Below are 26,095 nucleotides of genomic sequence, written 5' to 3'. Positions count from 1 at the left end.
AGTCGTATTTGATGAAGTACCGGTAAAGGCTGTGGAACCAAACGTTCTGCTTTGCCTTAGCCGCAAGCCAAAGAAGGGGATTGTGATACGATGATGGAAAATGCATGGATCATACCGCTTTTCCCGCTTATCTCTTTTTTGTTCCTTCTTATATTCGGTAAACGATTGAAGGAGTCGAGTGCGTATCTTGGCATTCTGCTAACATTTATTTCATTCGTCTACTCGGTGTTGGTTCTCATTTCGAGATTTGGGAACCCAACATACAAATATGAGAGCACGTGGTTATCAATTGGGGATGTTCACTTAACAGCGGGGTTTGAAGTCAATCAATTAAATGCACTTATGTTAGTGGTAGTATCGCTTGTCAGTTTTTTAGTACATATGTATTCAAAAGGGTATATGCATGGTGACGAGCGCTTTCCTGTCTTTTATGCGTACCTTGGGTTATTTACCTTTGCGATGTTAGGCTTGGTCATTTCTCCAAACCTTCTCCAAACGTATATTTTCTGGGAACTTGTTGGACTTGGTTCATTCCTATTAATTGGTTTCTATTTCTATAAGGAAGAAGCAAAAGCTGCAGCGAAAAAAGCGTTTATTATGACGCGTATCGGAGATGTTGGCTTATTAATCGGGATGATTCTATTATTCTGGCAAGTTAATAGCTTTGAATATGATGAGATTTTTAGCGCTGTTGGTGCTGGAGATATTTCACCAACCATGATCACCTTAACTGCGATTTTAATTTTTGTGGGAGCTGTTGGTAAATCTGGTCAATTCCCACTTCACACGTGGTTACCGGATGCGATGGAAGGACCGACACCCGTTTCAGCTTTAATCCACGCAGCGACAATGGTTGCGGCAGGGGTTTATTTAGTGGCAACGACTTATCCTTTATTTGCTGCAAGTAATGCCGCTTTGATGACAGTTGCGATTATCGGAGGAATTACCGCCATTTTTGCAGCATCAATAGGTTTAGCACAAAAGGATATTAAACGTGTTCTGGCATACTCTACGGTGAGCCAGCTCGGCTATATGATGCTTGCATTAGGATCTGCTGGATATGTTGCAGGGGTATTCCATTTAATGACACATGCTTTCTTTAAAGCGTTGTTGTTCTTGGCAGCGGGTAGCGTTATACATGCTGTTCATACACAGAACATTGAGGAAATGGGCGGTTTGTGGAAAAAACTTCGCATTACAGGTCCGTTATTCTTAATTGGAACCCTAGCTATCAGTGGTGTTCCATTTTTCTCAGGATTTTTCAGTAAGGATGAAATCTTAATTGCGACCTGGGCACAAGGGAATTACGTGCTGTTCTGGTTAGCGGTGATTGCAGCTTTCTTTACTGCATTTTATATGTTCCGCTTGTTCTTCATGGTGTTCACTGGTGAGGCAAGAGGAAAGCAAACAAATGTCAAAGAATCACCAAGTGTGATGACGATCCCGATGATTGTTCTTGGTGTTCTAGCGGTTGTAGCTGGATATGTGAACACACCTTGGTTTGGAACCTTTTTAGGGGATTGGTTAACAGAAGGTACAAACCTATATGGACCAGGTCATCACGAAGGGCCAGGTTGGATTATGGCTGTCGCAACATTTGCGTCCCTATTAGGTCTACTGCTTGCCTATGCGATGTATCAACGGAAGTCCATTTCAAGAGACTTTTTCAGCTCTCGCGCACCAATTATGTATAGCATCGTCTATAACAAATATTTTATTGATGAATTTTACAACATGACGGTTGTCTACGCGACAAAGGTATTTAGTTTATTCCTTCGCTATATCGATGAATTTTTAGTAGGTGGAGTTGTAAAAGGAGTAGCAATGGCAACACAAGGAATCGGAAAGCTTGGAGCTAAGCTTCAAAATGGGCAAGTTCAAATGTACACTTCCGTTGCCTTTGTTGGATTAGCGATTTTACTACTGGTTGTGGCACTGACAGGGGGGTACTTAAGATGAGCTCATTAATTCTTTCACTTTTAGTATTCTTCCCGATTTTAGGTATTGCACTACTTGCTTTTGTACCAAAAACTGAGGAAAAAACAATTAAATTAGTTGGTGTTTTAGCTACCATTCCTTCACTCGTGTTGGCTCTTTATGTGTACGGGTTTTATACAGGTGGCGGAGACCTTTCAACGCTTAAGGAATCAGTCTATTGGTTTGGCTTTCTACCAAAAGGGAATCCGTGGGAAGTCAACTATGAGATGGGCCTAAACGGTCTAACCCTAGTTCTCGTTCTTTTAACAACTGTGATCTCAACACTCGCTGCTATTGCATCTGTTCATATTAAAAAAGAATGGAAAGGGTATTTCATGCTCTTCCTTTTACTTGAGCTTGGAATGCTGGGCGTATTTACAGCAGGGAACTTACTATTGTTCTTCGTGTTCTTTGAAATGACGCTAATCTCAACATTCTTCTTAATTGGAAAATGGGGATATTTTGAAAAAGAAAAAGCGGCATTTAGCTTTTTAATCTATAACGGATTAGGTTCCGCGATCTTGCTGATTGTGATTATGATCATTTTTGCAAAAGCTGGAACAACGAATATTGCGGCACTGACGGCGATTTTTGCTAGCCCATCTGATAGCTTACCGATTCCAGGTACTTTTTCTGAAGACTTAAAGCTTGGATTATTGATTGCGATCATTATTGGATTTGGGATTAAATTACCTATTTTTCCACTTCATACATGGATGCTTCGTGTTCACGTACAAGCACCGCCATCCATTGTCATGATTCACTCGGGAATCCTTTTGAAAATTGGAGCATACGGGATCATCCGCTTCGGAATGGGATTTTTCCCAGATGAGTTCAGCACATTAGCACCGATTGTTGCTGTGCTTGGAGTAATCAATCTGCTGTATGGAGCATTTTTAGCATTCGTCCAAAAAGACTTCAAAATGGTTCTGGCGTACTCAAGTATTTCTCATATGGGAATTGTGTTGATAGGGCTTGGTGCGATGAATGAAGCGGGAGTGCAAGGAGCCGTATTCCAGGTTGTGTCACACGGATTGATTTCAGCATTATTGTTCTTCTTAATTGGGGTCATGTACGAGCGTGCAGGAACATCGTATATTGATAAGCTTGGTGGGCTTGCGAAGGTAATGCCACTAACGGCTGGATTCTTATTAGCAGCAGCAATGGCTTCACTTGGCTTACCAGGGATGTCCGGATTCGTTAGTGAATTCATGGCGTTCCTTGGGCTGTTTAAGGAAATGCCAGTTCTCGCTTCGGTTGGGGCAGTCGGCATTATTATGACAGCTGTGTATTTGCTCCGTGCTGTGTTAAATGTGACATATGGTAAGACCATTCATTCCTATGAGGGAGCAGTTGATTTACGTCCAATTGAAATGGTACCCGTATTGGTGTTGCTTGCGTTTATCGTACTGATTGGTGTTTATCCTAACGTGCTTACACAGCCACTTCAGGTTGCACTTGAAACGATCATGCTAGGGTTAGGAGGGTGAGCCGATGGATACAGAAACTTTACTAAGCTTTGATTGGGGAGTTATGGCACCTGAATTTATCATCCTCGGTGTTGCAACCCTTCTATCGTTACTGGATTTATTTATGGGAAAAGACAAGGACCGACGGCCACTCGGTTGGATTGGAATTGTGGGAATCCTTGTTGCAATCGGGTTTACGGTTTCTTTAATCGGAAATGATGTCACATCGATCTTGTACGATACATTTAGACTTGATTCGTTTGCGATTGCTTTTAAATTGATATTATTAGTGGGAACAGGACTTGTTCTCTTGCTTGCAATGAGCTATGAACCTGAAGAGGGGATGGTTGAGTATCGTGGTGAGTTTTACTACCTACTACTAGCCGCACTCTTAGGTACGATGATTATGACATCAAGTGCAGACTTGATTACATTATTTGTCGGGTTAGAATTGCTCTCGATTTCTTCCTATATATTAGCTGGACTTCGAAAGCGCAATCGACTATCAAATGAGTCCGCGATGAAATATGTGATTAACGGAACGGTTTCAACCGCTATCTTTTTATTCGGTGTCAGCTATGTCTATGGATTCACTGGAACCTCGAATTTAAGAGAGATTTTCGGAGCGTTCGGTAACCTTCAGGACCAGCAGCATATTTATCTTGTGGCACTTGCTTTGTTTATGATTGTAGTTGGACTTTCCTTTAAAATCGCGGCTGCTCCATTCCATATGTGGGCACCTGATGTGTATCAAGGAGCACCAACTCCTGTTACGGCATTTTTAAGTGTTGTTTCAAAGACAGCGGGCTTTGTTATTATATTAAGAATTGTCGTGACAGGTTTTATCCAAGCACCATCTGGAAACGGTGAAGCAGAATATTTATTGTTCCACCTACAAGACCTATTAGCAATTATCGCAGGTGCAACAATGATTATCGGTAATACCATAGCGCTTAGACAACGAGATATAAAGCGGATGATGGCATACTCGAGTATTGCCCACGCTGGATACCTATTAGTAGCATTTGTCGCTTTCTCTTATTTTATGATGGATGCGATTTGGTTCTATTTAGTTGCTTATCTCTTCATGAGTCTTGGATTTTTCGCGATTCTTCAGGTGATCACGCAGAAATCTGACTCAGAGGATATTAGTCAATTTGCTGGTTTATATAAGCGCTCACCCGTGTTAGCCGTTGCGCTTGGCGTGTTTATCCTTTCATTAGCGGGTATCCCGGGAACGGCGGGCTTTATCGGAAAACTAGAGATTTTCATTGGAGCATTTGTAACGAGTCCATCACATTATGTGCTGGCATCGATTATGATTGTAACAACCGTTGTATCCTATTTCTATTACTTCGGTATGTTAACGCAGATGTTTTTTAGACCTGCAGCAGACGATACGAGCATTAAATTACCTACAGGTGTGTTGATTGTCGTGATTGTTGCAGTGGTTGGAACAATTGGCTTTGGAATTTTCCCGGGTGCCGCCTTCGAATTCATCCAGCAATTCGAAAGCTTTGCGGATTTTATAGGTTAATAACGGGGTGGCAGCACCATAGAATGCTGTTCATTCCCTTTTCAAACAAATAGGGGTGTATGAGAAGAAGAGGCATGGGGATGCCTCTTCTTTAGTTTTGGAGTTTGGGGACCAAGGGAAGGGACCAAGGGGACGGTTCTTGTGGTTCTACATATAATGGAAAACTCAAGAATCTTCCTTGCTTGATCGTTTTTTATCTGTGACCAGTAGAACCGTCCCTATGGTTCTTATTTATTGTAGCTTTTTGTAGGCTTGTTTTTGAGGACTTCTGTCATAGAAAATGCTAAAATGTAGTGGTGTGTGTTTCATACATATTTCCTTCTTATATAGAAAGGGTGGGTTTATGTTAGCAGGTTTTGGGTATCAAGCACTTATAAGTATTATTTCACATTTGATATTTATTGCAGTCACGTGGTGGGCGCTGCAAAGCATTCGGTATGAGCATTTGGTGAAGCCGAATCATATATTTCAGGTGCGCGTTCTTCTCGTTCTTGTGACGATTGCAATTGGATCGACTGTCAGCAATTTTTTCTTAGATTATCTTCTTTGGTCACAACAATTACCTACTATCTTAAATTAACTGTTACTATATCTTTTTTGAATGAATAATATATCCAAGAAGTTTAAGGTAAAAAATGTTCGAAGTAGTTTTCATCTGTTCTCTCCACTACTTTCCACGTATTTGAGCGATACATCTGGAAAAAATGTAAGTAAGGAGAGGAAATCAAATAACAGCACAAGTTATTATGACTTTTTTAAAACATTCCTTAGTATACCAATGGTATAGAAAAATACATTGGTTTTTGTTGGAAAAAGAATACGAAGGAACCATAGAGTTGATGATTTTCACAGAAGAAATCACCCCACGTGGTGGCCCGCAAGTTAGTCCCTTCTAGAAATGTCATCAAATATACTTACTTTTTCAAGATAGTTATCCGCATAAGTAAAACTGTCTAAAAAAGAAGACAAACCCTCAAAAAAACAAAGTTCCTTACGTATAATTTGTACTATGTAAGTTATGTAATATTTTCATGTAAAAACATTCCTACAAATAACCTGGATTTTTTCGACAATTATTGCGAAAATACCACAATTTTCACTTGTGCCAGTGAATGCTTAAGTGATATGATGTAACTTGGTTTTGTGTAAAAAATGAACCCTAAAAAAACGAGGATATGCCCGTTTAGCAACGAGCTAGCCTATTATTTAAAAACAAAGATTGATCTACGTAATTAAGTACAATCACATCAAAATAGAGACACTTGCCCGGTGGTTTGCATATACTACAGCAGTGTGAATGTACTTTCTCACAAAAAAAGGTATGAATGTAATAAGATTGGGTTCTTTTAACGCATTCGAGATGGAACACCAATTGTCATGAATGAATATGAATATATAGAAAATGGGACGCGGAGGGGAATACCTTGGAAAAAATCATCGTCCGCGGCGGTCGTAAGCTAAACGGCACAGTCAAAGTAGAAGGCGCAAAGAACGCCGTTTTGCCAGTTATCGCTGCATCCTTATTAGCAAGTAATGGAAAAAGTGTAATAAATGAAGTACCCACGCTCTCAGATGTGTATACGATTAATGAGGTATTACGCTATTTAAATGCAGATGTTACATTTGCAAACAATCAAATCGTTGTTGATGCATCAAGAGAGCTAAAAACGGAAGCACCTTTTGAATATGTTCGAAAAATGCGCGCGTCTGTACTAGTCATGGGATCATTGCTTGCACGCAATGGCCATGCGAGAGTTGCTCTTCCTGGCGGCTGTGCAATTGGCTCAAGACCGATTGACCAGCATCTAAAAGGATTCGAAGCAATGGGTGCAGTTGTAAAAGTTGGAAATGGATATATCGATGCCGAGGTCAATGGAAGACTTCGTGGTGCAAAAGTATATATGGATTTCCCAAGCGTTGGCGCTACTGAAAACATCATGATGGCTGCTACATTAGCAGACGGCATGACGACTATTGAAAACTGTGCGAAAGAACCAGAAATTGTTGATCTAGCCAACTTCCTTAATGCAATGGGAGCAAACGTTAGAGGCGCAGGTACTGGCACAATTCGTATCGAAGGTGTAAAAGAATTGCATGGAGCAACTCATAATATTATCCCTGACCGCATTGAAGCAGGCACATTCATGGTGGCAGCTGCAATCACAGGTGGTAATGTTCTTGTTCAAGGTGCAGTACCGGAACACCTAAGCTCATTAATTGCAAAAATGGAAGAAATGGGCGTTACCATCATTGAAGAACAAGATGGTTTACGTGTCATTGGTCCAGATCAATTAAAGGCTGTGGATATTAAAACAATGCCACATCCTGGTTTCCCAACAGATATGCAATCACAAATGATGGCATTATTACTTCGTGCAAAAGGCACAAGTATGATTACGGAAACTGTATTTGAAAATCGCTTCATGCACGTCGAGGAATTCCGACGCATGAACGGTGACATCAAAATTGAAGGCCGTTCTGTTATCATCAACGGAGAATCCCAGCTTCAAGGAGCTGAAGTAGCTGCAACGGATTTACGTGCTGCTGCTGCACTTATTCTTTCCGGATTGGTTGCAGATGGATACACACGTGTTACAGAACTTAAGCACTTAGACCGTGGTTATGTGGACTTCCACCAAAAGCTTGCGGCAATAGGTGCTGATATCGAACGTATAAATGAAGCTACAGATAGCCTAGTGGAAGAAGCAAAAGTAAACTTCTAACTAACCACGTAAAAAGCTAGGGACATTACCCATACAAGGTAATATCTCTAGCTTTTTTATTTTTATTCGTATTATTACTCTTTTTTTAATACAGGAATGATATTTGCAATGATAAGAAGTAGGAATATTACGCCTGTTGCCCGAGAGTCTGGATTCTCTGTGATAAAAAAATTATAAACGGTAACTAACAAAGCAAGTGCAAGACATATTCTACTTATCAAGTTTTTACTCATCTTACTCGTTTCCCCTTATATTTTATAATGGTAATACTAGGAAAATTATACTATGTGTGGTAGGTAATAGAATACAAATATTTTTCTGCTATTAAATGTCATAAAAGCTTGTCCACTACCATAGATATTGATATATAGGTGCATGTTTACGTTCGTGCATTAATTTCAAAGTGGAGGCTTGCATTCATGAAACAGATTAAACCAATCATTGTACTAGTTTCTGTCCTTTTTGTCTTAATTTTATTGATTCCATCAATGCTTGTCATTCCGTTCTCTGATAAAGGTGCGGGAAAGCTAGCTGAAGAGCGACAATCAAATCCGGAACCGCCTCAAATCGCCTCAGGGCCTACTGTGGAGGTTGCCGTTCACCGCGTCAGTGCTCAGAAGATTGAAAATGTGCCACTGGAGGAATATGTAGTAGGTGTACTCGCAATGGAAATGCCTGCAGACTTTGAGTTAGAGGCATTAAAGGCACAAGCACTAGCAGCAAGAACATACGTGGTTAGACAAATGTTGAGTGAACAAAAATTAAAGGTGCCAAATGGTGCTGATGTTTCAGATACGGTCAGTCATCAGGTTTATAAAAACAATGAGGAACTAAAAGCCCAATGGAAAGGCGACTATGATTGGAAAATAGAAAAAATTAGGCAAGCCGTCAAGGAAACACAAGGGCAAATTATAACCTTTAATGGTGAACCAATTGATGCTGTATTTTACTCGACAAGTAATGGCTATACAGAAGACTCAGAGAATGTTTGGAAAAACGCAGTACCATACTTAAAAAGTGTTGAGAGCCCATGGGATGTTAATACAGAAAAATTTCATTCTCAAGTAAATATGCCTGTATCCGAATTTGAGAATAAGTTAGGGATTAAGCTTGGCAATGGTAACGATGTTGGCAAGATTACTTCCAGAACGAAATCAAATCGAGTAGCATCTGTTGAAGTTGGGGGCAAGACATTCACAGGGGTGCAAGTGCGTGATGCATTAGGCCTTCGTTCTAGTGATTTTAGTTGGGAACGTAAAGGCAGCCACATTGTCATTCAGACGAAGGGCTACGGCCACGGGGTTGGCATGAGTCAATACGGCGCAGACGGAATGGCGAAGGAAGGTAAGAGTTACAAGGACATTGTGTCACATTACTACCAAGGTGTAGAAATCTCATCCACAGAGAACTTTTTAAATAAATTAACAGTGAAAAAATAAATGCAGAGGGGCTATTTGCCCTCTGCATTTTTGTTGTTTAAGCCCTCCACCCAGATAAGGAGCTTTTTAATCCACGGCAGTTTCTCTCCGAAATAACTCACTTTTACAATCGTATAAAGCACAAGCACGCCAATTGAGTCTTTAACAAGATCGATTACAGTCGCGGATCGGTATGGGACAAAATACTGGTGCAACTCGTCGGAAAAACCATAGGCGATTGCGATTACTGCAGAAAGGAGACTTGTTTTGGGGCTGAACTTTCCTTGCACAAGGAAAAACAATACCCACAGCCCGTACAGAATTCCAAATTCGATGAGGTGCAGCGATTCTTTAAAAGCCCGGTCCCACGAAAACGGAGTGTTTACAATCGCATCCGCCGGAAGACTCGACAAAATAAAAATTAAGATCATATATAAAAATGGTGCAATTAATAGTAGAAGTCGTAATATAGCTTTCATGAAAGATTCTCCTTATTAAAATGTACTTAAATAGTATAGCATTCATTGGCGGGGTGAGGGGGATGAGTTTTGTTCTTTCTTGAGATTCCATGCTGATTAGAGTTATGAAGGGAAAACGTAACGGAGCTATCATCGAAATCCTCTTCATTGAGGTTATGAAGGGGAAAACGGAAGGAAGGTTGCGATCGAATTCCTCTTCATTAATGCTATCAGCGTTATGAAGTCCTCAACGAACAAGCGAGCCTCGTGTAAAGTCCTTCATCAGCGTTATGAAGTCCTCAACGAACATGCGAGCCTCATCTAAAGTCCGTCATCGACGTTATGAAGTCCCAAACGAACATGCGAGCCTCATGTAAAGTCCGTCATCGACGTTATGAAGTCCCAAACGAACAAGTGAGTCTCATGTAAAGTCCTTCATCAACGTTATGAAGTCCCGAACGAACGTGCAGGCCTCAACCAAAGTCCTTCATCAAGGTTATATAATTGCACCCCCAACCCGCCCCTTAATCAAAAGATCTCCACCAGCCCCCTAACCTGTTAAATCACACCAAACCCAAAAAAACAACGTCCAACTGGACCCCATTTTGAAAAAAAATTCGATTCTATGAATAATATTTTAGGCTTTGTCGAAAAATAATCGAAAAAAATTTTTTGAAAATGTATATAATTCCGCGAATCTGTTCAGAATGGTTGCTGAGGTGATAAACATGAGAGAGGAAGAAAAGAAACGTACTTCTCAAAAATCAAGTTTACAAAGTTTATTTAGAAAGCGTTGGGTTTTTCCAGCAATCTATCTAGTAAGTGCAGCACTTATTTTAACCGCGGTTTTATGGTTCACAGGCAATAACGATGTAGCAGATGATGTAAAGAATGGTGAGAATCAACCAGGAACTGCTACAGGTGAAGAGCCAAGTGTACCGGTAAACCAAGCGTCAGAAAACTTTAAGATGCCTGTCATTGACGAAGATGCAATCCAAGTTTTTAGGGAATTCTACGATGCAGAAGCTTCAGCAGAAAAGCAAGAAGCAGCTCTTGTAGTCTATAACAATATTTATTCCCCTAACAAAGGAATTGATATCGTCGCTAAAAATGGTGAGACATTTGAAGTTGTTGCATCATTAGCTGGAACTGTAACACGTGCAGAAAAAGATCCACTACACGGAAATGTTGTGGAAGTCGAGCATTCTGACGGTGTTGTAACAATGTATCAATCTCTTGCAGACTTAAAAGTAGCAAAAGGTGACGTAGTAGAACAAGGTGAAGTCCTTGGAATGGCTGGCGAAAATCAGTATGACGAAGAAGCTGCAATTCACGTTCACTTTGAAATCCGTAACAACGGTGTTGCTGTTAATCCCATTGAGTTCTTTGGACAATCTCTAACTGCACTTGAAGAAAGTGAGCAAGGGACAGAAGACAAAGAAGCTGCAACGAAGGAAGAAGACAAGCAGCCTGCAGAAGATAAGCAACCAAAAGAAGAAGAGAAACCAGAAGACAGTAAAAAGCCTGCAGATGAAGAAGGCACTCCTGCTGACGATGAAGGATCAAAAGATGAGGAAGATGCAAACTCTAAAGAAGAGGAAAATGCACACTCAACTGATGCTTCAATCGGAATGGCAAAAGCATAAGCTAGGAGAAATAGTAGTCTAGCCTGTGGTGGCAACTTTAGCTAATAATCCAACCGATTACTCAGTAGAGTAGTCGGTTTTTTTATGGGACAGAGGTTCCGCATCCCTGTAAAAATATGGTGGGACGAGGGACCTGTCCCTGTGTCCCAAAATATTTTAAAATTCTGCTGAACTTTTTTCTACTGTCGGTCGTATTATCTTCGGAAAAACAAATTGAAGGGGACGTGATTCAGCATGACAGGACTTGAAGGAATAAATTGGGCACTTATTGCTCCGATCATCGTGATTCAATTAATTTTATTGGTAACGGCCATAGTCGATCTTGTGAGAAGTGAAGAAACGAATGGACCAAAGATTTTGTGGGTGTTTGTCATCCTTTTGGTCAGTATACTTGGCCCGATTCTCTATTTTGTAATCGGAAGGAAGAGATAGAATGACGGAAACATTAGTCTCAATTGAAAATTTGGTGAAACGGTTTGGAAAGGAAACGGCGGTTAACAATCTTTCCTTTGATATTAAAAAAGGAAGCTGTACAGCTTTACTAGGTCCGAACGGTGCGGGGAAAACAACGACTTTACGGATGTTGGCGGGCTTACTTCATCCTACCTCAGGTAAAATTGCCTTTGATGGCATGGAAAATGGTGACAATCGGAAATACATCGGATACCTACCACAACACCCTGTTTTTTATAACTGGATGTCGGCAAATGAATTTTTGGTCTATGTTGGGCAACTTGCACACTTATCGAAAAAGGAATCCCAGCAAAAAGCGGATGAATTACTAGAGTTGGTAGGACTCTCAGATGCAAAGAAAAAGAGAATCGGCGGATTTTCGGGCGGAATGAAGCAGCGCCTTGGGATCGCACAGGCAATGATTCATGAACCAAAACTGGTTATGCTTGATGAACCAGTTTCTGCATTAGACCCTGTTGGACGCCGGGAAGTTATTGAAATGATGCGGGAATTGAAAAAGAAAACTACGATTCTATTTTCAACACATGTGTTGCATGACGCAGAAGAAGTTTGTGATGATATCGTCATTATCCGTAAAGGAGAATTGGCATTAAGTGATACGCTCTCTGGTCTAAGAAAAAAGCACCAGCATGATGTAATCATTATTGAAGCAGAAACGGATATTACAACTTGGGCAAGCGGTTTAACAGTAATTGACTCGGTTCATGAAGTGTCCGCTGAACGCACAACAGCGACAATTGTTGTTTCTCAACTTGAACCTGCAAGAAATGCTATTTTACAAGATATATTGACAAAAAATATACCAGTATCAACGTTTAAAATTGGGCAATCGTCCCTCGAGGATGTATTCATGAAGGTGGTGAAGTCATGAGACAATGGTCAGTATTATTTAAAAAAGAATGGATTGAGATGACGCGGAATTTTAAAATCCTGTGGATCCCACTTGTTTTCATTTTACTTGGGATCATGCAGCCTGTAACCTCTTATTATTTGCCGGAAATCATTAAAGCTGCGGGTGAGTTACCAGAGGGAGCGGTCTTTGATATCCCGGTGCCAACCCCAGAAGAGGTGCTCGTGCAAACCTTCGGACAGTACAGCCAAATCGGTGTTCTCGTGTTGGTATTAGCATTTATGGGGATTGTTGCGGCGGAAAAAAACAGTGGCGTTTCTGATATTATTCTTGTAAAACCTGTTTCGTTCGCAAATTATATCACAGCAAAATGGGTAAGTATCGCGATCATGACATTGGGTTCATTTTTACTAGGCATCTTAGCGTCTTGGTATTACACCGGAGTATTAATCGGAGACGTGGGATTTGGGGAATTAATGAAAGGTTCGCTCGTGTACGGGACCTGGCTTGTGTTCCTCATAACGGTTACACTTCTATTAAGCTCACTATTTAAAAGTAATATCTTTGTAGCATTTATGTCGTTGCTGGTTGCGATTGGGTTGTCAGCACTCACTTCATTATTATCAAAATGGATGACCTGGAGCCCAGCGAGACTCTCAACACACGCAAGTTCACTACTTTTAACAGGAAGTCCAGATAAACAATTTGCACTATCTATGACTGTCTCACTTCTATTGATTCTTGGCTTACTCGTAAGTTCGATTTATCTCTTTGCAAAGAAAGAACGGGCAGCGTAAAAAAAACAGGCATGGCCAATTGGCCGTGCCTATTAATTTACGATAACCTGTCCGACCATTCCTTCTTTTTCGTGGTATCGACATATCAGTTCATATGTACCAGCATTTTTCGGTTCCACAGTCACTATTTTTATTTGTTTTGGTTTGACTTCATAGTCAATTCCAAGCTTTTCTACTGTGAAGGTATGTTCCTTTACGCCGTTGTTTTTCAAGACCAACACGATCGGTTTTCCTTTGGGAATCGTGATGGCTTTTGGGTTAAAGTAATCATCGTTTAATCCGACCTCAATTTTTTGAATCGGCTCCAGAGGCTGAGTTTCGGCAAATACACCAAGTGATCCAACCACAAGCATAGCCATTGCAATAAACAATCCTATTACCCGTTTTTTCGCAGACATTTTGCAATCCCTCCTTTCTTATTCTATTTTCTTCTAACTTGTTAAAATTTATCAGTGAAATTGGTTTTCTGGGAATTATCCTTGAAAATAGTTGAAACAAGGCATGGCTTATTGGCCATGCCTTGTTATTTCGCGATTACTTAGTATGGGAACTAGCTTCATTCTCCGTCAACGATTTTTGCAAAGTCATCAAGAGTGGTTGAATACTTGATATAGACACGTGGTAACAGATAGACTTCATCTTTTATGCCCTTCTCAGAAAACAGTTCAGGAGTTGTCGTAAGTCCAAATAAATAGTATTTCTTTGTTTCTGCTACGACCTTGTTACTGAAATTTCCGTATGGATAAGCAAGAGCAATAACTGGTTTACCCGTTATTTTTTGGATTTTATCTTTGGATCCTTTCAGTTCATATTCATCATTATTTATTTTCGTCAAATCAGGATGTGTAGCGGTATGAGACTGTATGGAGATGATTCCCGAATCAGCCATCATTTTTAAATCCGATTCTGATAAACGATTGGAACCACCGATAAAATCAGAAATAACAAAAATGGTAGCAGTTGGTTTAAAACGTTCATTTTTCAGTTTTTGAAAAATACCAAAAGCATTCAGATTGTTTTTGTACCCATCATCAAAGGTAATGAAAATGGGTTTGTTTACTTGATCAATGTCGTTCCACCGATCAAAAGTTAATAATGTGTAGCCATGGTCTCTTAGATATATCATTTGTTTCTCAAAATTTTTTGGTGCTACGTATAACTCCTTGGAACCTAGCCCCGTAAATTCATCAATCGAATGATAGACTAAAATAGGAACCTTACGTTGAGCAAAAACGTGTGATGGAAGAATAAGTATAAGAAGACATAGAAAAATCATGACAACCTTTTTCATAAAACTCCTCGCTTTAATCCTTATTAATTTATTATTCCTTATAAACATAGGACTATTATGATTTCCTTAATATTACATTTCATCTACCACACAAGCAAAAAAGGTGTCGGGAACTCCCCAACACCTTTATAATTTAAGACCCGTCCGACTCTTAAATCGTCTCAATAATATGTGACTTTCCACCCGCGTGATCCCATCCAAGCTATAGAGCTCTTCGTTAATAAATTTTTCAAGCTTCGCAAAGTCCTCCACAAGTACATGCATATGCAGGGTACTTGGCCCAGTCATTTGATAGCAACTAGCGACACTTGGATTGTTTACAAGAGTTTCTGCAACCCTCACAAGTGAGGCAGGCTCACAGTCGACCTCGAAAAAGGCCGATACCCCTTTTCCAACCTTTTCAGAATTAATCACAACAGAAAATTTTTCAATCACGCCTTTTTCAATCAGTTGATTGACACGCTCACGAATCGATACCCTTGAAAAGCCAAGTTCTTTTCCAATATCCACGTAGGACATTCTCCCATTTATCGTCAAAAGCTCGAGAATTCTTTTATCCGTTTCATCGAGTTTCATTGTATCACCACATTTCACGGTTTAATTGCTAACATATATTTTACCATCGGTTCGAACAACACACATCAAAAAATAGGACTAGCTTACGAATTGTCATATGACGTTCGCCCAATTTTCCCACGTTTTTACTTATTTTATCAAAGTTATAGAATATATTCTAAATTTCAATTATAATCATAATTATAACTTAGATATTCCGTTTGTTAGTTGATTTTTGAAAAATAACTAACAAATGTCAAAAATGAGGTACATAAGAGGGGGATATTTTAAATGAAAATTGATTATTTGAATTACCCGTATGCTTCACAAAGGATGGCGACTTTTGCGAAAAATGGGATGGTCGCAACTTCACAGCCATTAGCCGCACAAGCAGGTTTGGACATTCTGAAAAAAGGTGGAAATGCGATTGATGCCGCAATTGCTACGGCAGCGACTTTAACTGTTGTAGAGCCTACTTCAAACGGAATCGGTGGGGATGCCTTTGCACTTGTTTGGGTGAAAGGAGAGTTACACGGTTTAAACGCAAGCGGACCAGCACCGAAAAGCATTTCGATTGATGCTGTAAAAGCAAAAGGTCATGAAAAAATGCCGACACATGGCTTGCTTCCAGTTACGGTACCAGGAGTTCCGTCCGCATGGGCAGAGCTATCACGCCGATTTGGTAAACTTCCGTTAACTGAAGTTTTAGCGCCAGCGATAAAATATGCTGAAGAAGGCTACCCATTATCACCTGTTCTAGCAAAATACTGGAAAGCAGCTTATAACAAATATAAAGAAACGTTTAAGGATCCAGAGTTTAAAAGCTGGTTTGACACGTTTGCACCTGAAGAACGTGCACCTGAAATTGAGAGGTTTGGAGTTCTGAAGGCCATGCGAGCACGCTTCGTTCTATTGCAGAAACCAATGCGGAAAGTTTTTACGAAGGCGAGCTTGCAGATAAAATAGATGCTTTCTTTAAAGAGCATGGAGGCTTCCTTTCAAAAGAGGACCTAGCAGACTATAAACCTCAGTGGGTGCAGCCAATCTCAGTGAACTACAGAGGCTATGATGTATGGGAGATACCGCCAAATGGGCAAGGAATTGTTGCATTGATGGCGCTCAACATTTTGAATGGCTTTGACATCAAGGAAAAAGAATCAGTCGAAACCTATCATAAGCAGATTGAAGCTATGAAACTAGCATTTTCCGATGGTAAGAAATATGTGACAGACCCTGAAAAAATGTCAGTATCTGCAGCACAACTTTTATCAGAAGAATTTGCGACACAAAGAAGAAATCTGATTGGTGATGAGGCTCTAGCTCCAGAACCAGGAACACCACCACGTGGAGGAACCGTGTATTTAGCGGCAGCTGACTCAGAAGGGAACATGATTTCCTATATTCAAAGTAATTACATGGGCTTTGGCTCTGGAATTGTTATCCCAGGCACAGGGATTTCCCTACAAAACCGTGGTCATGATTTCTCATTAGACCCTGCGCATGAAAATGCATTAGAGCCGGGTAAAAAGACGTATCACACAATTATCCCTGGATTCTTAACAAAGGACGGGGAAGCAGTTGGTCCATTTGGTGTTATGGGTGGATACATGCAGCCACAAGGTCACACGCAGGTTATTATGAATACGATTGACTTTCATCTGAACCCACAGGCAGCACTTGATTCTCCAAGATGGCAATGGATTGAGGATAAAAAAGTGTTGGTGGAACCAAACTTCCCTTCACATGTTGCTCAAGCGCTTGCTAGACGCGGGCACCAAATTCAAGTGGCACTTGATGGTGGTAGTTTCGGACGTGGTCAAATCATCTGGAGAGATCCGAAGACAGGTGTTCTCTCAGGTGGTACGGAGGCACGTACAGACGGCAGTATTGCATCTTGGTAATCGAAACGGAAATGAGTTGATAGTATGAAACAGCTTGATTTGTTTTTAGCATTTTTACGTGTGGGGCTGTTGGGGTACGGGGGCGGCCCCTCCTCAATCCCTCTCGTTCATAAAGAGGTAGTCGGCAAGTATAAATGGATGGACGATGATGAATTTGCTGATGTGCTCGCCCTTGGGAATACATTGCCAGGGCCAATTGCGACAAAAATGGCCGGCTATATCGGGTATCGCGTCGCGGGAGTGTTGGGAATGATTAATGCCGTATTAGCAACCATAGTACCCACTATTTTTATGATGATTATCCTGTTAACCATTTTAACTTCTATTAAAGATCAGCCATGGGTGCAAGGGATGACAAAGGCAGTTGTTCCGGTTGTTTGTGTGATGCTTGCAACCCTAACATGGGATTTCTTTAAAAAGTCAAAGGACTCATTAGGTTGGAAGTTTGCGGTAGGAATTATCGTCGTGAGTTTTTTATTAATCGAGTTTGTTGGGATTCATCCTGGAATCATCATTGGAGTTCTGTTAGTTGCAGCAATCGTTAAGAAAGACAAAGCTCCAGAGGTTAAGCAAACGATAGAAAAGGGTGTTGGCATGTGATTTATTGGGAAATTTTCTTAGCCTTTTTTATACCGGGAATTGTTGGATATGGTGGTGGGCCAGCTTCAATTCCGCTTGTTGAAAATGAAGTTGTGGGACGTTACGGCTGGTTAACGGTTTCTGAATTCAGTGAGTTACTCGCTCTTGGAAACTCACTTCCAGGCCCAATTGCGACAAAAATGGCCGGCTATATTGGGTATGATGTAGCGGGAATCCCAGGTGCGCTTGTGGGTATCTTTGCAACCGTGGCACCATCACTCATTTTAATGGTTGTGCTATTAGGCTTTTTATACAAACACAAAGATTCACCAAAGGTAAAACGTATGTCCAGCTATGTTCGTCCGGCAATTGCCGTTTTACTTGGAACAATGACAATCAGCTTTTTTGCAACTTCATATGAAGGTGCTGGCTTATTACAAACCATCATCATCATTGTGGTTAGCTTTGTTTTATTGGAAAAGCTGAAGGTTCACCCAGCCTATGTGATTATTGGCGCACTAGGATATGGAGCATTTTTTCTAGCATAATGAGGTGTAAAGAATGAAAAAACTATTATTAACAGGGTTTGTCCCATTTCTAGATAATCCAATCAATCCGACTGAGGAGATTGTGAAGGCATTGGAAGGGAAAACGATAGGAGGATACGAGATTGTTGGAAGGATTCTGCCGGTTGATTTTGCAGAGTCAGCAAGACAGTGTATCGAGCATGTCAATGAGGTAAAGCCTGATGTCGTGATTTCATTAGGACTTGCAGCGGGAAGAAATAAAGTCACACCTGAGCGGATTGCGATTAATTGCCGCGATGGTGAGCCAGATAATAGCGGTGTGAGATTACAGGATGCTCCAATAGAAGAAGTCGGTCCAGCAGGTTATTTTTCGACATTACCAATTCGTGCATTTGTGAATGCATCTATCGAAAAAGGCTACCCGGCCGCAATTTCGAACACAGCAGGGACGTATCTTTGCAACAATGTGATGTACTCTGTTTTGCATAAAATTGAGCAAGAAGAACTTCCTATGCGAGCAGGGTTCATCCATATTCCTGCTTCACACGAACTTGCGCTTAAGAAATCGGGCATTCCGAGTTGGTCGTTAGCGGATTTAACAGAGTCCATTCGCGCGATGATTGAGGTGCTTGGGGAGTAGACATGGGTTTACGGCCAATAATATTGAATTATGGCCGATAAATTAAAATTACGGCTGATAATTAAGATTTATGGCTAATAAATCACAAATACGGCTAATAGCCATTTGAATACAACAAAAATAATTGAAAACACTAAGAGGAAGCCTAATGTGGGCTTCCTCTTTTTACATTGATAAAGCTTCAGAAAGGACTTTAAAATGAAGCAATTACATATTTTTTATGCGTTTTTCAAAGTAGGTTTACTAGGGTATGGCGGTGGTCCCTCATCGATTCCGCTTGTGCATAAGGAAGCGGTAGAACGCTACAAATGGCTAAATGATGATGATTTTGGCGATATACTTGCGCTCGGGAATACGTTGCCTGGGCCAATCGCTACAAAAATGGCCGGCTATATCGGGTATCGCGTGGGTGGCTGGCTTGGAATGTTTAATGCTGTTTTGGCTACGTCAGTGCCGACGATTTTATTGATGATTGTACTGCTCACATCATTGACTTCTTTTAAAAATCTTGGTTGGGTGCAGGGAATGACAAAAGCGGTGCTGGCTGTGGTTGGAGTTATGCTTGCTCAACTCACCTGGGAATTTTTCATGAATGCAAAAAAAGGCCTTGGTTGGGCGAGAGCAATTTTTCTTGGAGTTGCCAGCATACTGGTTTTAGATGTGTTGGGAGTGCATCCAGGAATCTTAGTTGGAGTTTTACTAGTGGTTGCCTTGTTGAAAAAGGACAAGCGGGAGGAGAAACAACAATGATTTACATGCAGCTTTTTCTTGCCTTTTTAATTCCAGGTATTCTTGGCTATGGTGGCGGGCCAGCCTCAATTCCACTTGTTGAAAATGAAGTTGTTCATCGCTATCATTGGCTTTCCGTTCATGAATTCAGTGAGGTCATCGCGATTGGCAATGCACTGCCAGGACCAATTGCAACGAAGATGGCCGGCTATATCGGTTTTCAACAGGCGGGGATATTAGGTGCAGTAGTTGCTGTTTTTGCAACAGTCGCGCCTTCGTTGCTTTTAATGATTGGTTTGCTGAGCATTTTGAAGAAGTTCAAGCATTCTCCAAAAGTTAAACGGATGACGAACTATATCCGTCCGACAATCGCTGTTCTCCTGGGGGCAATGGCGTATCGCTTTTTTGAAGAGTCGTATGTGGACGCAGGGTTGGTACATACGCTTATTTTAGTGGTGCTGAGTTTTTTGCTGCTTGAAAAATGGAAGGTCCACCCCGCGTATGTAATCGTCGGATCGCTCGTGTATGGAGCTGTGTTGTTGTAGGGTTTTTCTAAAAAGGACAATCATAAGAGGGTTTTATAGTTGGTCGTTTACACAAATATTAGAGATGAGATGTTTATGTTGATGCTTTTCCCTTTTATAACCAAAAGTCATGCCTTAAAGAGGCTATATGCTGCAGCATTTACCATTAATGTCCAAATGCTATTTCATAAGAGAACCTTATGCTGTACGTTTTTACTTTAATTTCCAAAAGTTATGTCATATAAGGCTTTTAAGCAATGACTTCATCCAGAATAACCCAAATGTATTGCATAAAGGTAGTTTATGTTATAACCTTTTCCATAAAACTCCAAAGGCCGTTCTAAAAGTTACTCCTTTCCAATAATCATAACGTCAGTAGCGCAAAAAGATAAGACTGAGGGTATGATTAGGGCATAATCTTACCCTCAAAGTCTAATAATCTTGCAAGTGAGGGTACGATTAGCTAGTTTTCATACCCTCACTGCTCGCAAAGCAGTTGAGTGAAGGTAAGATTAGCTAGCCCTCGCCACCTCGAACCCCCCCAAAGTGATGCCACGATAATCCCCTCCTGAAATATAAACTCCTAAAACCCTTTCAAATTTCGCCAAAATCTTTCCTTGACGAGCCTTGGAAAAAAATTCATAATGTAAATGTAGTAATTTTCGTAATATTACAAAATGTATGTCGTACATATAGTAAATGTACTTGTTCCAATATTCACTAATTGATAACGCTTACACTATAAGGAGTGAACCAGTCATGATCTTATACTTAATGCTGTTTATTGTTATTTTCAGCCTTTTTATGGCGTTTAAGCGTAAGCGCCCCTTGTTTTTACTTCTGCCGTTTGTGTCTATTTTTGGGTACTTTATCTTTGAAATCATTCGTTTTCCGGCACCGCTTGGGGAGACGATACGTTTTATTTTTAATCTTGGATAAAAGTATTGGAGTATATTAATCAATTTTGAAGGAGGTGATGCAAAACTAAAGGGTGCAACCGAAAGTCCAGTCCAATTATATTTTTTATGGAGGTGCTAGTAGTTGAAAAAAGTTGATAAGAAGATTGCGGATGGATACTTTAGGGAGAGAACAAGGAATATTATTATCTATTTAATTATTGGGTTTCTTGTCTCATTTGGTGTTGTCCTGTTTGCAAGGCCGCTATCCACGTTTTCGGTAAACGGGCTGCCATTCCATTATTTCATGGGGGCGCAGGGTGCAGTTTTAACTTTTATCATTATCTTATTTGTGAATGCGAAGGTCAGCGACAAAATTGACCAAAAGTATGGCATTGATGAAGAGAAGAACGAGCAAATTAGTTCTGGAAAAGTGCTTGATCATTAAAACCATTCAACCTAACAAACATTCTCTCAAACTTAGAACCTACGGATATAACAATAACCCCTACATCTAAAGACGTTTCTTAAGTTTCAAACGAAGTAAGAATCACCCCACACAACATGTCACAAACCTATAAAACTATACAAATTGATAAAAAAGAGGCAGTTTTTCTATTAAAATGTAGTGCCTATATTTGAACCTAAAGGGGGAGGAAATTTGGATACGCAATTTCTGGTCTCATTAATTATTATTTTAGCGTCATTTGCTCTTTATATTGGGATTGCCATCTTTAACCGAGCACGGGCGACTTCGGACTTTTATGTAGCAGGGCGTGGAGTACCGCCTGTCTACAACGGAATGGCGATTGGGGCAGACTGGATGAGTGCTGCTTCATTCATCGGAATGGCCGGAACGATCATGGCCCTCGGTTATGGCGGTCTTGCCTATATTATGGGGTGGACAGGTGGATATTTATTATTAACTTTCCTCCTAGCGCCTCAGCTTCGAAAATATGGCCGATACACTGTACCTGAGTTTATCGGGGACCGTTTTGACAGCCATACAGCTCGTATTGTAGCTGCAATCTGTACAATCATTATTTCTTTTACATACTCAATTGGGCAGTTATCTGGCTCAGGAGTTGTAATCGGACGTCTTTTTGAAATTGACGCTAAGGTTGGAACAATGATTGGGGTTGTGTTAATTGCCTTCTACGCAGCAATGGGTGGAATGAAGGGGATTACTTGGACACAGGTCGCGCAATATATCGTGTTAATTGTCGCATATTTGATTCCGGTTATTTTTATCTCCTTACAGTTAACAAGCAATCCGTTACCTTGGTTATCTTACGGGAAAATTGTTGAGGAAATTGGCGAATTAGATCGTCAACTTGGCTTCACCGAATACTTTGCTCCGTTTGCAACAGGCTCACAATGGCAGTTCCTTGCCTTAATGTTTACATTAATGTGTGGTACGGCTGGACTTCCACACGTTATCGTTCGTTTCTATACGGTTTCTACGATGAAGGCAGCTCGTTGGTCAGGAGCTTGGGCGCTTTTATTCATCGGATTATTATATTTATCAGCTCCTGCATATGCAGCATTTTCACGTTTCATTCTAATGACTCAGGTGGCTGGTCAAAAAATGACAGAGCTTCCTGCGTGGACGCAAAGCTGGATTGATACAGGTCTATTAAAGCTTGCGGATGCGAATGGTGACGGAATCTTGCAGTGGCAAGAAATGACGATTGCGAATGATATCGTCGTTATGGCGACACCTGAGATTGCAAACCTTGGAGTGTTTGTTATCGGATTAATGGCTGCAGGTGCAATGGCGGCAGCATTATCTACGGCGGGTGGATTGATGATTGCCCTTTCATCTTCATTTGCTCACGATATTTACTATCGTGTCTTAAAGCCAGATGCATCCGAGAAAACTCGCTTAAGTGTAGCACGTTGGTCAATTGCAGTTGCAACTTTAATCGCAGGATTGGTTGCGCTAAATCCTCCAGGAGCGATTACGCAAATCGTGGCCTGGGCCTTTGCAATTGCATCTAGTACTTTCTTCCCAGCGCTCGTTCTTGGAGTATGGTGGAAGCGTTCGAACGCAAAAGGTGTTATCTCTGGAATGATCATCGGATTAGTAGTCGTGTTATCTTATATTTTTGCGGCGAAATACGGTGGCTTCACCATTCTTGGCATTATCGATACAGGAGCAGGGATCTTTGGAGCAGCAGCTGGTTTCTTAGGAAACATTATTGTTTCTCTAATGACCGAGGCTCCATCACAAGCTAAGCAGGACGAAGTTGTCGATATGCGTTACCCTGAACAAATGGTATACAAAGATGGCGATGTATGGCTTAAAGATGAGGCTTAAAATAGCCTAGCCACATCGAAAAAATATCTGACGGTTCTACAGAATAATCCTGTAGAACCGTTTTTAAAAGAGGGGAAAAAACATGGAACAGCTATATAAGATGGTAAGGGATCATCCGCTTTTTCATGGATTGTCACGAGAAGAATCGTTACATTTATTATCCTTATGTCAGCAAAAAGTGTATATGGAATCGGATTTATTGTTTCATGCCAATGAGCAGCGGGAGGGGTTACTTCTGCTGCTTTCTGGCGTTGCGGAAGTGTTTGTTGGACCACCTGACAATCGGGAGGTTCTCGAAATTTTAAAACCAGGCGAATTGATTGGGCTTTCCAGTATTGCGGATTTAATTGGAGAGCAAAAACCCCACCTGGAGTATCGGGTTGGTGTGATGGCAACCGAGGCGGGACAATGCTTATTAATCCCGATCCATGTCGTTGAGAAACGCCTACATAATCAACATTTCCATCATTACCTTTTTACTCAGCTTGCTATTCGTCTTAGAGAAATCTACAGCTCTTTAGCAGAGCAGATAACGCTCAGGAAAATGGCCAAGGAAAATGGTACCTTCATCAGAAGAGTGCAGGATATCATGACAAAAAAACTCGTCTCGGTGGACTCTAGTACAGCCATTAGCGTTGCAGCAAGACTTATGACTGAGCATTGCACAAGCTCTGTCCTTGTCATTGAAAAGAAGAAGTTGCTAGGAATTATCACAGAGCGTGACCTCGTTTCAAGAGTTATTTCTGAAAAGAAAAACGGAAACACACTTGCATCAGAGGTGATGACGAAAGACCCCATTACCATTTCAAAATATGCCTACTATTATGAAGCACTTTCCACTTTTTTTATAAACGGAGTTAAACATTTGCCAGTTGTGGAGAATGGTAAAATCCTAGGAATTATCACACTTTCAAATGTATTAAGGCACAATAAGGACAGCATGATGAGAACGATTAAGACCATTGAAGCTGCAACCCAGGAAACGTTACCTTCTGTAAAAATGGCCATTTATGATGTTGTCGATGCTCTACTTCAAAACGAAGTACCTATTTTCAAAGTACTCGATAGCGTGACAAGACTATATGACCGGCTTGTGAAGAGATGTATAGAGATGGCAATTGAGAAACTCTCAAAACGAGAAGGATTACTTCCACCAACTGTATTTTGTTTTTATCAAATGGGGAGCGCAGGTCGTGAGGAGCAATTTTTGCTAACCGACCAGGACCATTTTCTAGTCTATGATAACAATAGCCCAGAGATAGAGAGTTATTTTTCAAAATTAGGAGAAGAGATCGTTCATCTATTAGAGAAAGCAGGGTATGCACGCTGTTTAGGAGATATGATGGCGAGCAACCCAAGCTGGCGCGGGTCATTGGAAACATGGATGAACAGGATTCAAACATGGAGCACAAATGCAACTAATCAGAATATGCTTCTCGCACAGAATTTCTTTTCGTATCGCTTTTTATATGGAGATGAGAAACTTCATAAGGAATTTGAAGCAAGACTCCTCCAACAAATGAAAAATGCCAAGATCTTTCTGTATCGCCTACATGAACAGGAACATCACATTCCCTCATTAGACCATCCAATTCGTGCTCTTTTTAAATTGGATCGAAAGCAGTTGGATATTAAAAAAGAAATATTATTTCCATATCACCATTGCTTGCAAATTCTGTCGCTGGAATATGGGATCATCTCGGGTACCCCATTTGAGAGAATTGATAGATTAGTAGAGAAGAAGGCATTTAGTGCTAGTTTTGGAAAGGATGTAAAAGCAGCCGCTTCAGATGTGATGCTTCTATTTGTGAAACAAAGGTGGCGCCAATATAAAAACAAGGAGAAACTCACATCTGTTCTTCATTTTTCCCACTTAACAACGAAGGAAAAGGAAGAACTCATTTTAAGTGTGAAAACTTTAAAAGAGATTCAAACTCTAGTAAATGCCCACTTCCAAATATGAAAGGAGGGAGTCTGTGTTTTTTGGTAGAAAACCATTTTTTCAGCAACTTCTTAAGGAAATACCGTTATCAACTCCAATTGAGGAGATTTCGTTTGCCGTTTTTGATACAGAAACGACGGGGTTTAGGGTTTCGACCGTCGATCGTTTAATTGAAATTGCTGCTGTTCAGGTAAAAGGATTGAGGGTTTGTGAAGAGGAACAATTTCATACGTTTATAAATCCTAAACGACAAATTTCTCAGGAAATAATCGAATTGACAGGAATCACAGATAAAAAGGTCGAAAACGCTCCCACATCTATTGAAGGAATCACAAGTCTTTTTCATTTTATAAAGGAACACAACAGTAGCTGTTTGGTTGGACATTATGTATCGTTTGACATTTGTGCGCTGAAAAGTGAACTGAAACGGGAAAAATTTAGTTTAGGGCGGATGCCAACGATTGATACGTTGGATTTGATTGGATATATTTCCCCGTCTTATGATATGCGGGATCTGCACAGGTACGCTCAGAATTTTGGAACGAGAATGTATAATCGTCATTCAGCAACAGGTGATGCCTTAACGACAGCCTATCTTTTTGTTGAACTCCTTCATCATTTTAAAAGCCGAGGAAAGCGAACTTGGGGTGATCTTCTCCAAGCGACAGAAAATAATCAGAATCATTTTTTTAGATAACAGGTTGTCCAATAGCTAAAAATGGCCTGTCTCAATCGGTAGAACAAGCAATTTTTAAAAATATTTTGATAAAACCCTTGTCCCTCTTGACTTTTATAGCATAATCCCTCAACCAAGCTAATAAAATGGTTACAAACCTAACAAA

24 protein-coding genes and 1 pseudogene are annotated in these 26,095 nt (G+C 40.6%); 21 read left to right on the top strand and 4 right to left on the bottom strand.

Going from position 1 to position 26,095, the window contains the following annotated elements:
- Positions 1-90 precede the first annotated feature (90 nt).
- From nuoL to spoIID, 6 genes are all read left to right on the top strand, one after another.
- Positions 91-1,959: an NADH-quinone oxidoreductase subunit L gene (nuoL, locus tag CKJ95_RS16570; protein WP_099354567.1), complete on the top strand. Its 1,869-nt coding sequence runs from the start codon at positions 91-93 to the stop codon at positions 1,957-1,959.
- The gene (locus CKJ95_RS16565) at positions 1,956-3,467 is read left to right on the top strand and encodes an NADH-quinone oxidoreductase subunit M (RefSeq protein ID WP_099354566.1); all 1,512 of its coding nucleotides are present in this window, start codon (positions 1,956-1,958) and stop codon (positions 3,465-3,467) included. Before nuoL ends, CKJ95_RS16565 begins: the two co-directional genes overlap by 4 nt.
- Positions 3,468-3,471: 4 nt before the next feature.
- Positions 3,472-4,983, top strand: coding sequence for an NADH-quinone oxidoreductase subunit NuoN (gene nuoN, locus CKJ95_RS16560; RefSeq protein WP_099354565.1), 1,512 nt, complete (start codon positions 3,472-3,474; stop codon positions 4,981-4,983).
- A gap of 343 nt (positions 4,984-5,326) precedes the next feature.
- On the top strand, positions 5,327-5,563 hold the full coding sequence (locus CKJ95_RS16555) for a DUF1146 family protein (RefSeq protein WP_099354564.1): 237 nt from the start codon (positions 5,327-5,329) through the stop codon (positions 5,561-5,563).
- Positions 5,564-6,407: 844 nt separating this feature from the next.
- Positions 6,408-7,706: a UDP-N-acetylglucosamine 1-carboxyvinyltransferase gene (gene murA / locus CKJ95_RS16550; protein ID WP_099354563.1), complete on the top strand. Its 1,299-nt coding sequence runs from the start codon at positions 6,408-6,410 to the stop codon at positions 7,704-7,706.
- 419 nt (positions 7,707-8,125) lie between these two features.
- A complete protein-coding gene (gene spoIID / locus CKJ95_RS16545; protein WP_099354562.1) occupies positions 8,126-9,145 on the top strand; it encodes a stage II sporulation protein D in 1,020 nt (339 codons plus the stop codon).
- Between the two features lie 11 nt (positions 9,146-9,156).
- On the opposite strand, the gene CKJ95_RS16540 is transcribed toward spoIID, so the two are convergent.
- Positions 9,157-9,603, bottom strand: coding sequence for a VanZ family protein (locus CKJ95_RS16540; protein WP_257215829.1), 447 nt, complete (start codon positions 9,601-9,603; stop codon positions 9,157-9,159).
- Positions 9,604-10,310: 707 nt separating this feature from the next.
- Here CKJ95_RS16540 and CKJ95_RS16535 point away from each other — a divergent pair.
- From CKJ95_RS16535 to CKJ95_RS16520, 4 genes are all read left to right on the top strand, one after another.
- Positions 10,311-11,228, top strand: a complete 918-nt coding sequence (locus CKJ95_RS16535; RefSeq protein ID WP_099354561.1) for a M23 family metallopeptidase — start codon at positions 10,311-10,313, stop codon at positions 11,226-11,228.
- A 234-nt stretch (positions 11,229-11,462) separates the two neighbouring features.
- On the top strand, positions 11,463-11,660 hold the full coding sequence (locus CKJ95_RS16530; RefSeq protein WP_099354560.1) for a PLDc N-terminal domain-containing protein: 198 nt from the start codon (positions 11,463-11,465) through the stop codon (positions 11,658-11,660).
- A gap of 1 nt (position 11,661) precedes the next feature.
- Entirely contained in the window at positions 11,662-12,573 is a 912-nt protein-coding gene (locus tag CKJ95_RS16525) for an ABC transporter ATP-binding protein (RefSeq protein WP_099354559.1), read from the top strand.
- On the top strand, positions 12,570-13,349 hold the full coding sequence (locus CKJ95_RS16520) for an ABC transporter permease (RefSeq protein WP_099354558.1): 780 nt from the start codon (positions 12,570-12,572) through the stop codon (positions 13,347-13,349). The genes CKJ95_RS16525 and CKJ95_RS16520 overlap by 4 nt, the downstream gene beginning before the upstream one ends.
- A 32-nt stretch (positions 13,350-13,381) precedes the next feature.
- Here the strand turns inward: CKJ95_RS16520 and CKJ95_RS16515 are convergent, their stop codons facing one another.
- The 3 genes from CKJ95_RS16515 to CKJ95_RS16505 form a co-directional block, all read right to left on the bottom strand.
- Positions 13,382-13,747, bottom strand: a complete 366-nt coding sequence (locus CKJ95_RS16515) for a cupredoxin domain-containing protein (RefSeq protein WP_099354557.1) — start codon at positions 13,745-13,747, stop codon at positions 13,382-13,384.
- A 158-nt stretch (positions 13,748-13,905) separates the two neighbouring features.
- Positions 13,906-14,640 carry a polysaccharide deacetylase family protein gene (locus CKJ95_RS16510; protein ID WP_099354556.1) on the bottom strand — a complete coding sequence of 245 codons (735 nt, stop codon included), beginning with the start codon at positions 14,638-14,640 and terminating at the stop codon, positions 13,906-13,908.
- Between the two features lie 126 nt (positions 14,641-14,766).
- Positions 14,767-15,216 (bottom strand): Lrp/AsnC family transcriptional regulator, encoded by a 450-nt coding sequence (locus CKJ95_RS16505; protein ID WP_099354555.1) that lies wholly within the window; start codon positions 15,214-15,216, stop codon positions 14,767-14,769.
- Between the two features lie 270 nt (positions 15,217-15,486).
- Between CKJ95_RS16505 and CKJ95_RS16500 the strand changes: the two are divergent.
- The 11 genes and pseudogenes from CKJ95_RS16500 (at position 15,487) to CKJ95_RS16450 (ending at position 25,950) form a co-directional block, all read left to right on the top strand.
- A pseudogene (locus CKJ95_RS16500) lies at positions 15,487-17,096 on the top strand (gamma-glutamyltransferase family protein).
- 24 nt (positions 17,097-17,120) lie between these two features.
- Positions 17,121-17,696: a chromate transporter gene (locus tag CKJ95_RS16495; protein ID WP_099354554.1), complete on the top strand. Its 576-nt coding sequence runs from the start codon at positions 17,121-17,123 to the stop codon at positions 17,694-17,696.
- Positions 17,693-18,223, top strand: coding sequence for a chromate transporter (locus CKJ95_RS16490; protein ID WP_099354553.1), 531 nt, complete (start codon positions 17,693-17,695; stop codon positions 18,221-18,223). The genes CKJ95_RS16495 and CKJ95_RS16490 overlap by 4 nt, the downstream gene beginning before the upstream one ends.
- Positions 18,224-18,236: 13 nt before the next feature.
- Positions 18,237-18,842 (top strand): pyroglutamyl-peptidase I, encoded by a 606-nt coding sequence (gene pcp / locus CKJ95_RS16485; protein ID WP_099354552.1) that lies wholly within the window; start codon positions 18,237-18,239, stop codon positions 18,840-18,842.
- 198 nt (positions 18,843-19,040) lie between these two features.
- Positions 19,041-19,592: a chromate transporter gene (locus CKJ95_RS16480; protein WP_099354551.1), complete on the top strand. Its 552-nt coding sequence runs from the start codon at positions 19,041-19,043 to the stop codon at positions 19,590-19,592.
- Complete coding sequence (locus CKJ95_RS16475; protein ID WP_099354550.1) at positions 19,589-20,116, top strand: chromate transporter; 528 nt, start codon at positions 19,589-19,591, stop codon at positions 20,114-20,116. The genes CKJ95_RS16480 and CKJ95_RS16475 overlap by 4 nt, the downstream gene beginning before the upstream one ends.
- Before the next feature lie 738 nt (positions 20,117-20,854).
- Positions 20,855-21,034, top strand: coding sequence for a hypothetical protein (locus CKJ95_RS16470; RefSeq protein ID WP_099354549.1), 180 nt, complete (start codon positions 20,855-20,857; stop codon positions 21,032-21,034).
- A gap of 102 nt (positions 21,035-21,136) precedes the next feature.
- Positions 21,137-21,439 (top strand): DUF4212 domain-containing protein, encoded by a 303-nt coding sequence (locus CKJ95_RS16465; protein ID WP_099354548.1) that lies wholly within the window; start codon positions 21,137-21,139, stop codon positions 21,437-21,439.
- A 213-nt stretch (positions 21,440-21,652) separates the two neighbouring features.
- Positions 21,653-23,311, top strand: a complete 1,659-nt coding sequence (locus CKJ95_RS16460; RefSeq protein ID WP_099354547.1) for a sodium:solute symporter family protein — start codon at positions 21,653-21,655, stop codon at positions 23,309-23,311.
- Positions 23,312-23,393: 82 nt separating this feature from the next.
- Positions 23,394-25,274: a DUF294 nucleotidyltransferase-like domain-containing protein gene (locus tag CKJ95_RS16455; protein WP_099354546.1), complete on the top strand. Its 1,881-nt coding sequence runs from the start codon at positions 23,394-23,396 to the stop codon at positions 25,272-25,274.
- A gap of 13 nt (positions 25,275-25,287) precedes the next feature.
- Positions 25,288-25,950, top strand: a complete 663-nt coding sequence (locus CKJ95_RS16450) for a 3'-5' exonuclease (protein ID WP_257215826.1) — start codon at positions 25,288-25,290, stop codon at positions 25,948-25,950.
- Positions 25,951-26,095: the final 145 nt, after the last annotated feature.

This window comes from Fredinandcohnia onubensis, assembly GCF_002734285.1.
GTDB lineage: Bacteria > Bacillota > Bacilli > Bacillales > Bacillaceae_L > Ferdinandcohnia > Ferdinandcohnia onubensis_A.
The sequence above is the reverse complement of the archived record's forward strand: the minus strand, read 5'-3'. Positions and strand labels throughout refer to the sequence as shown.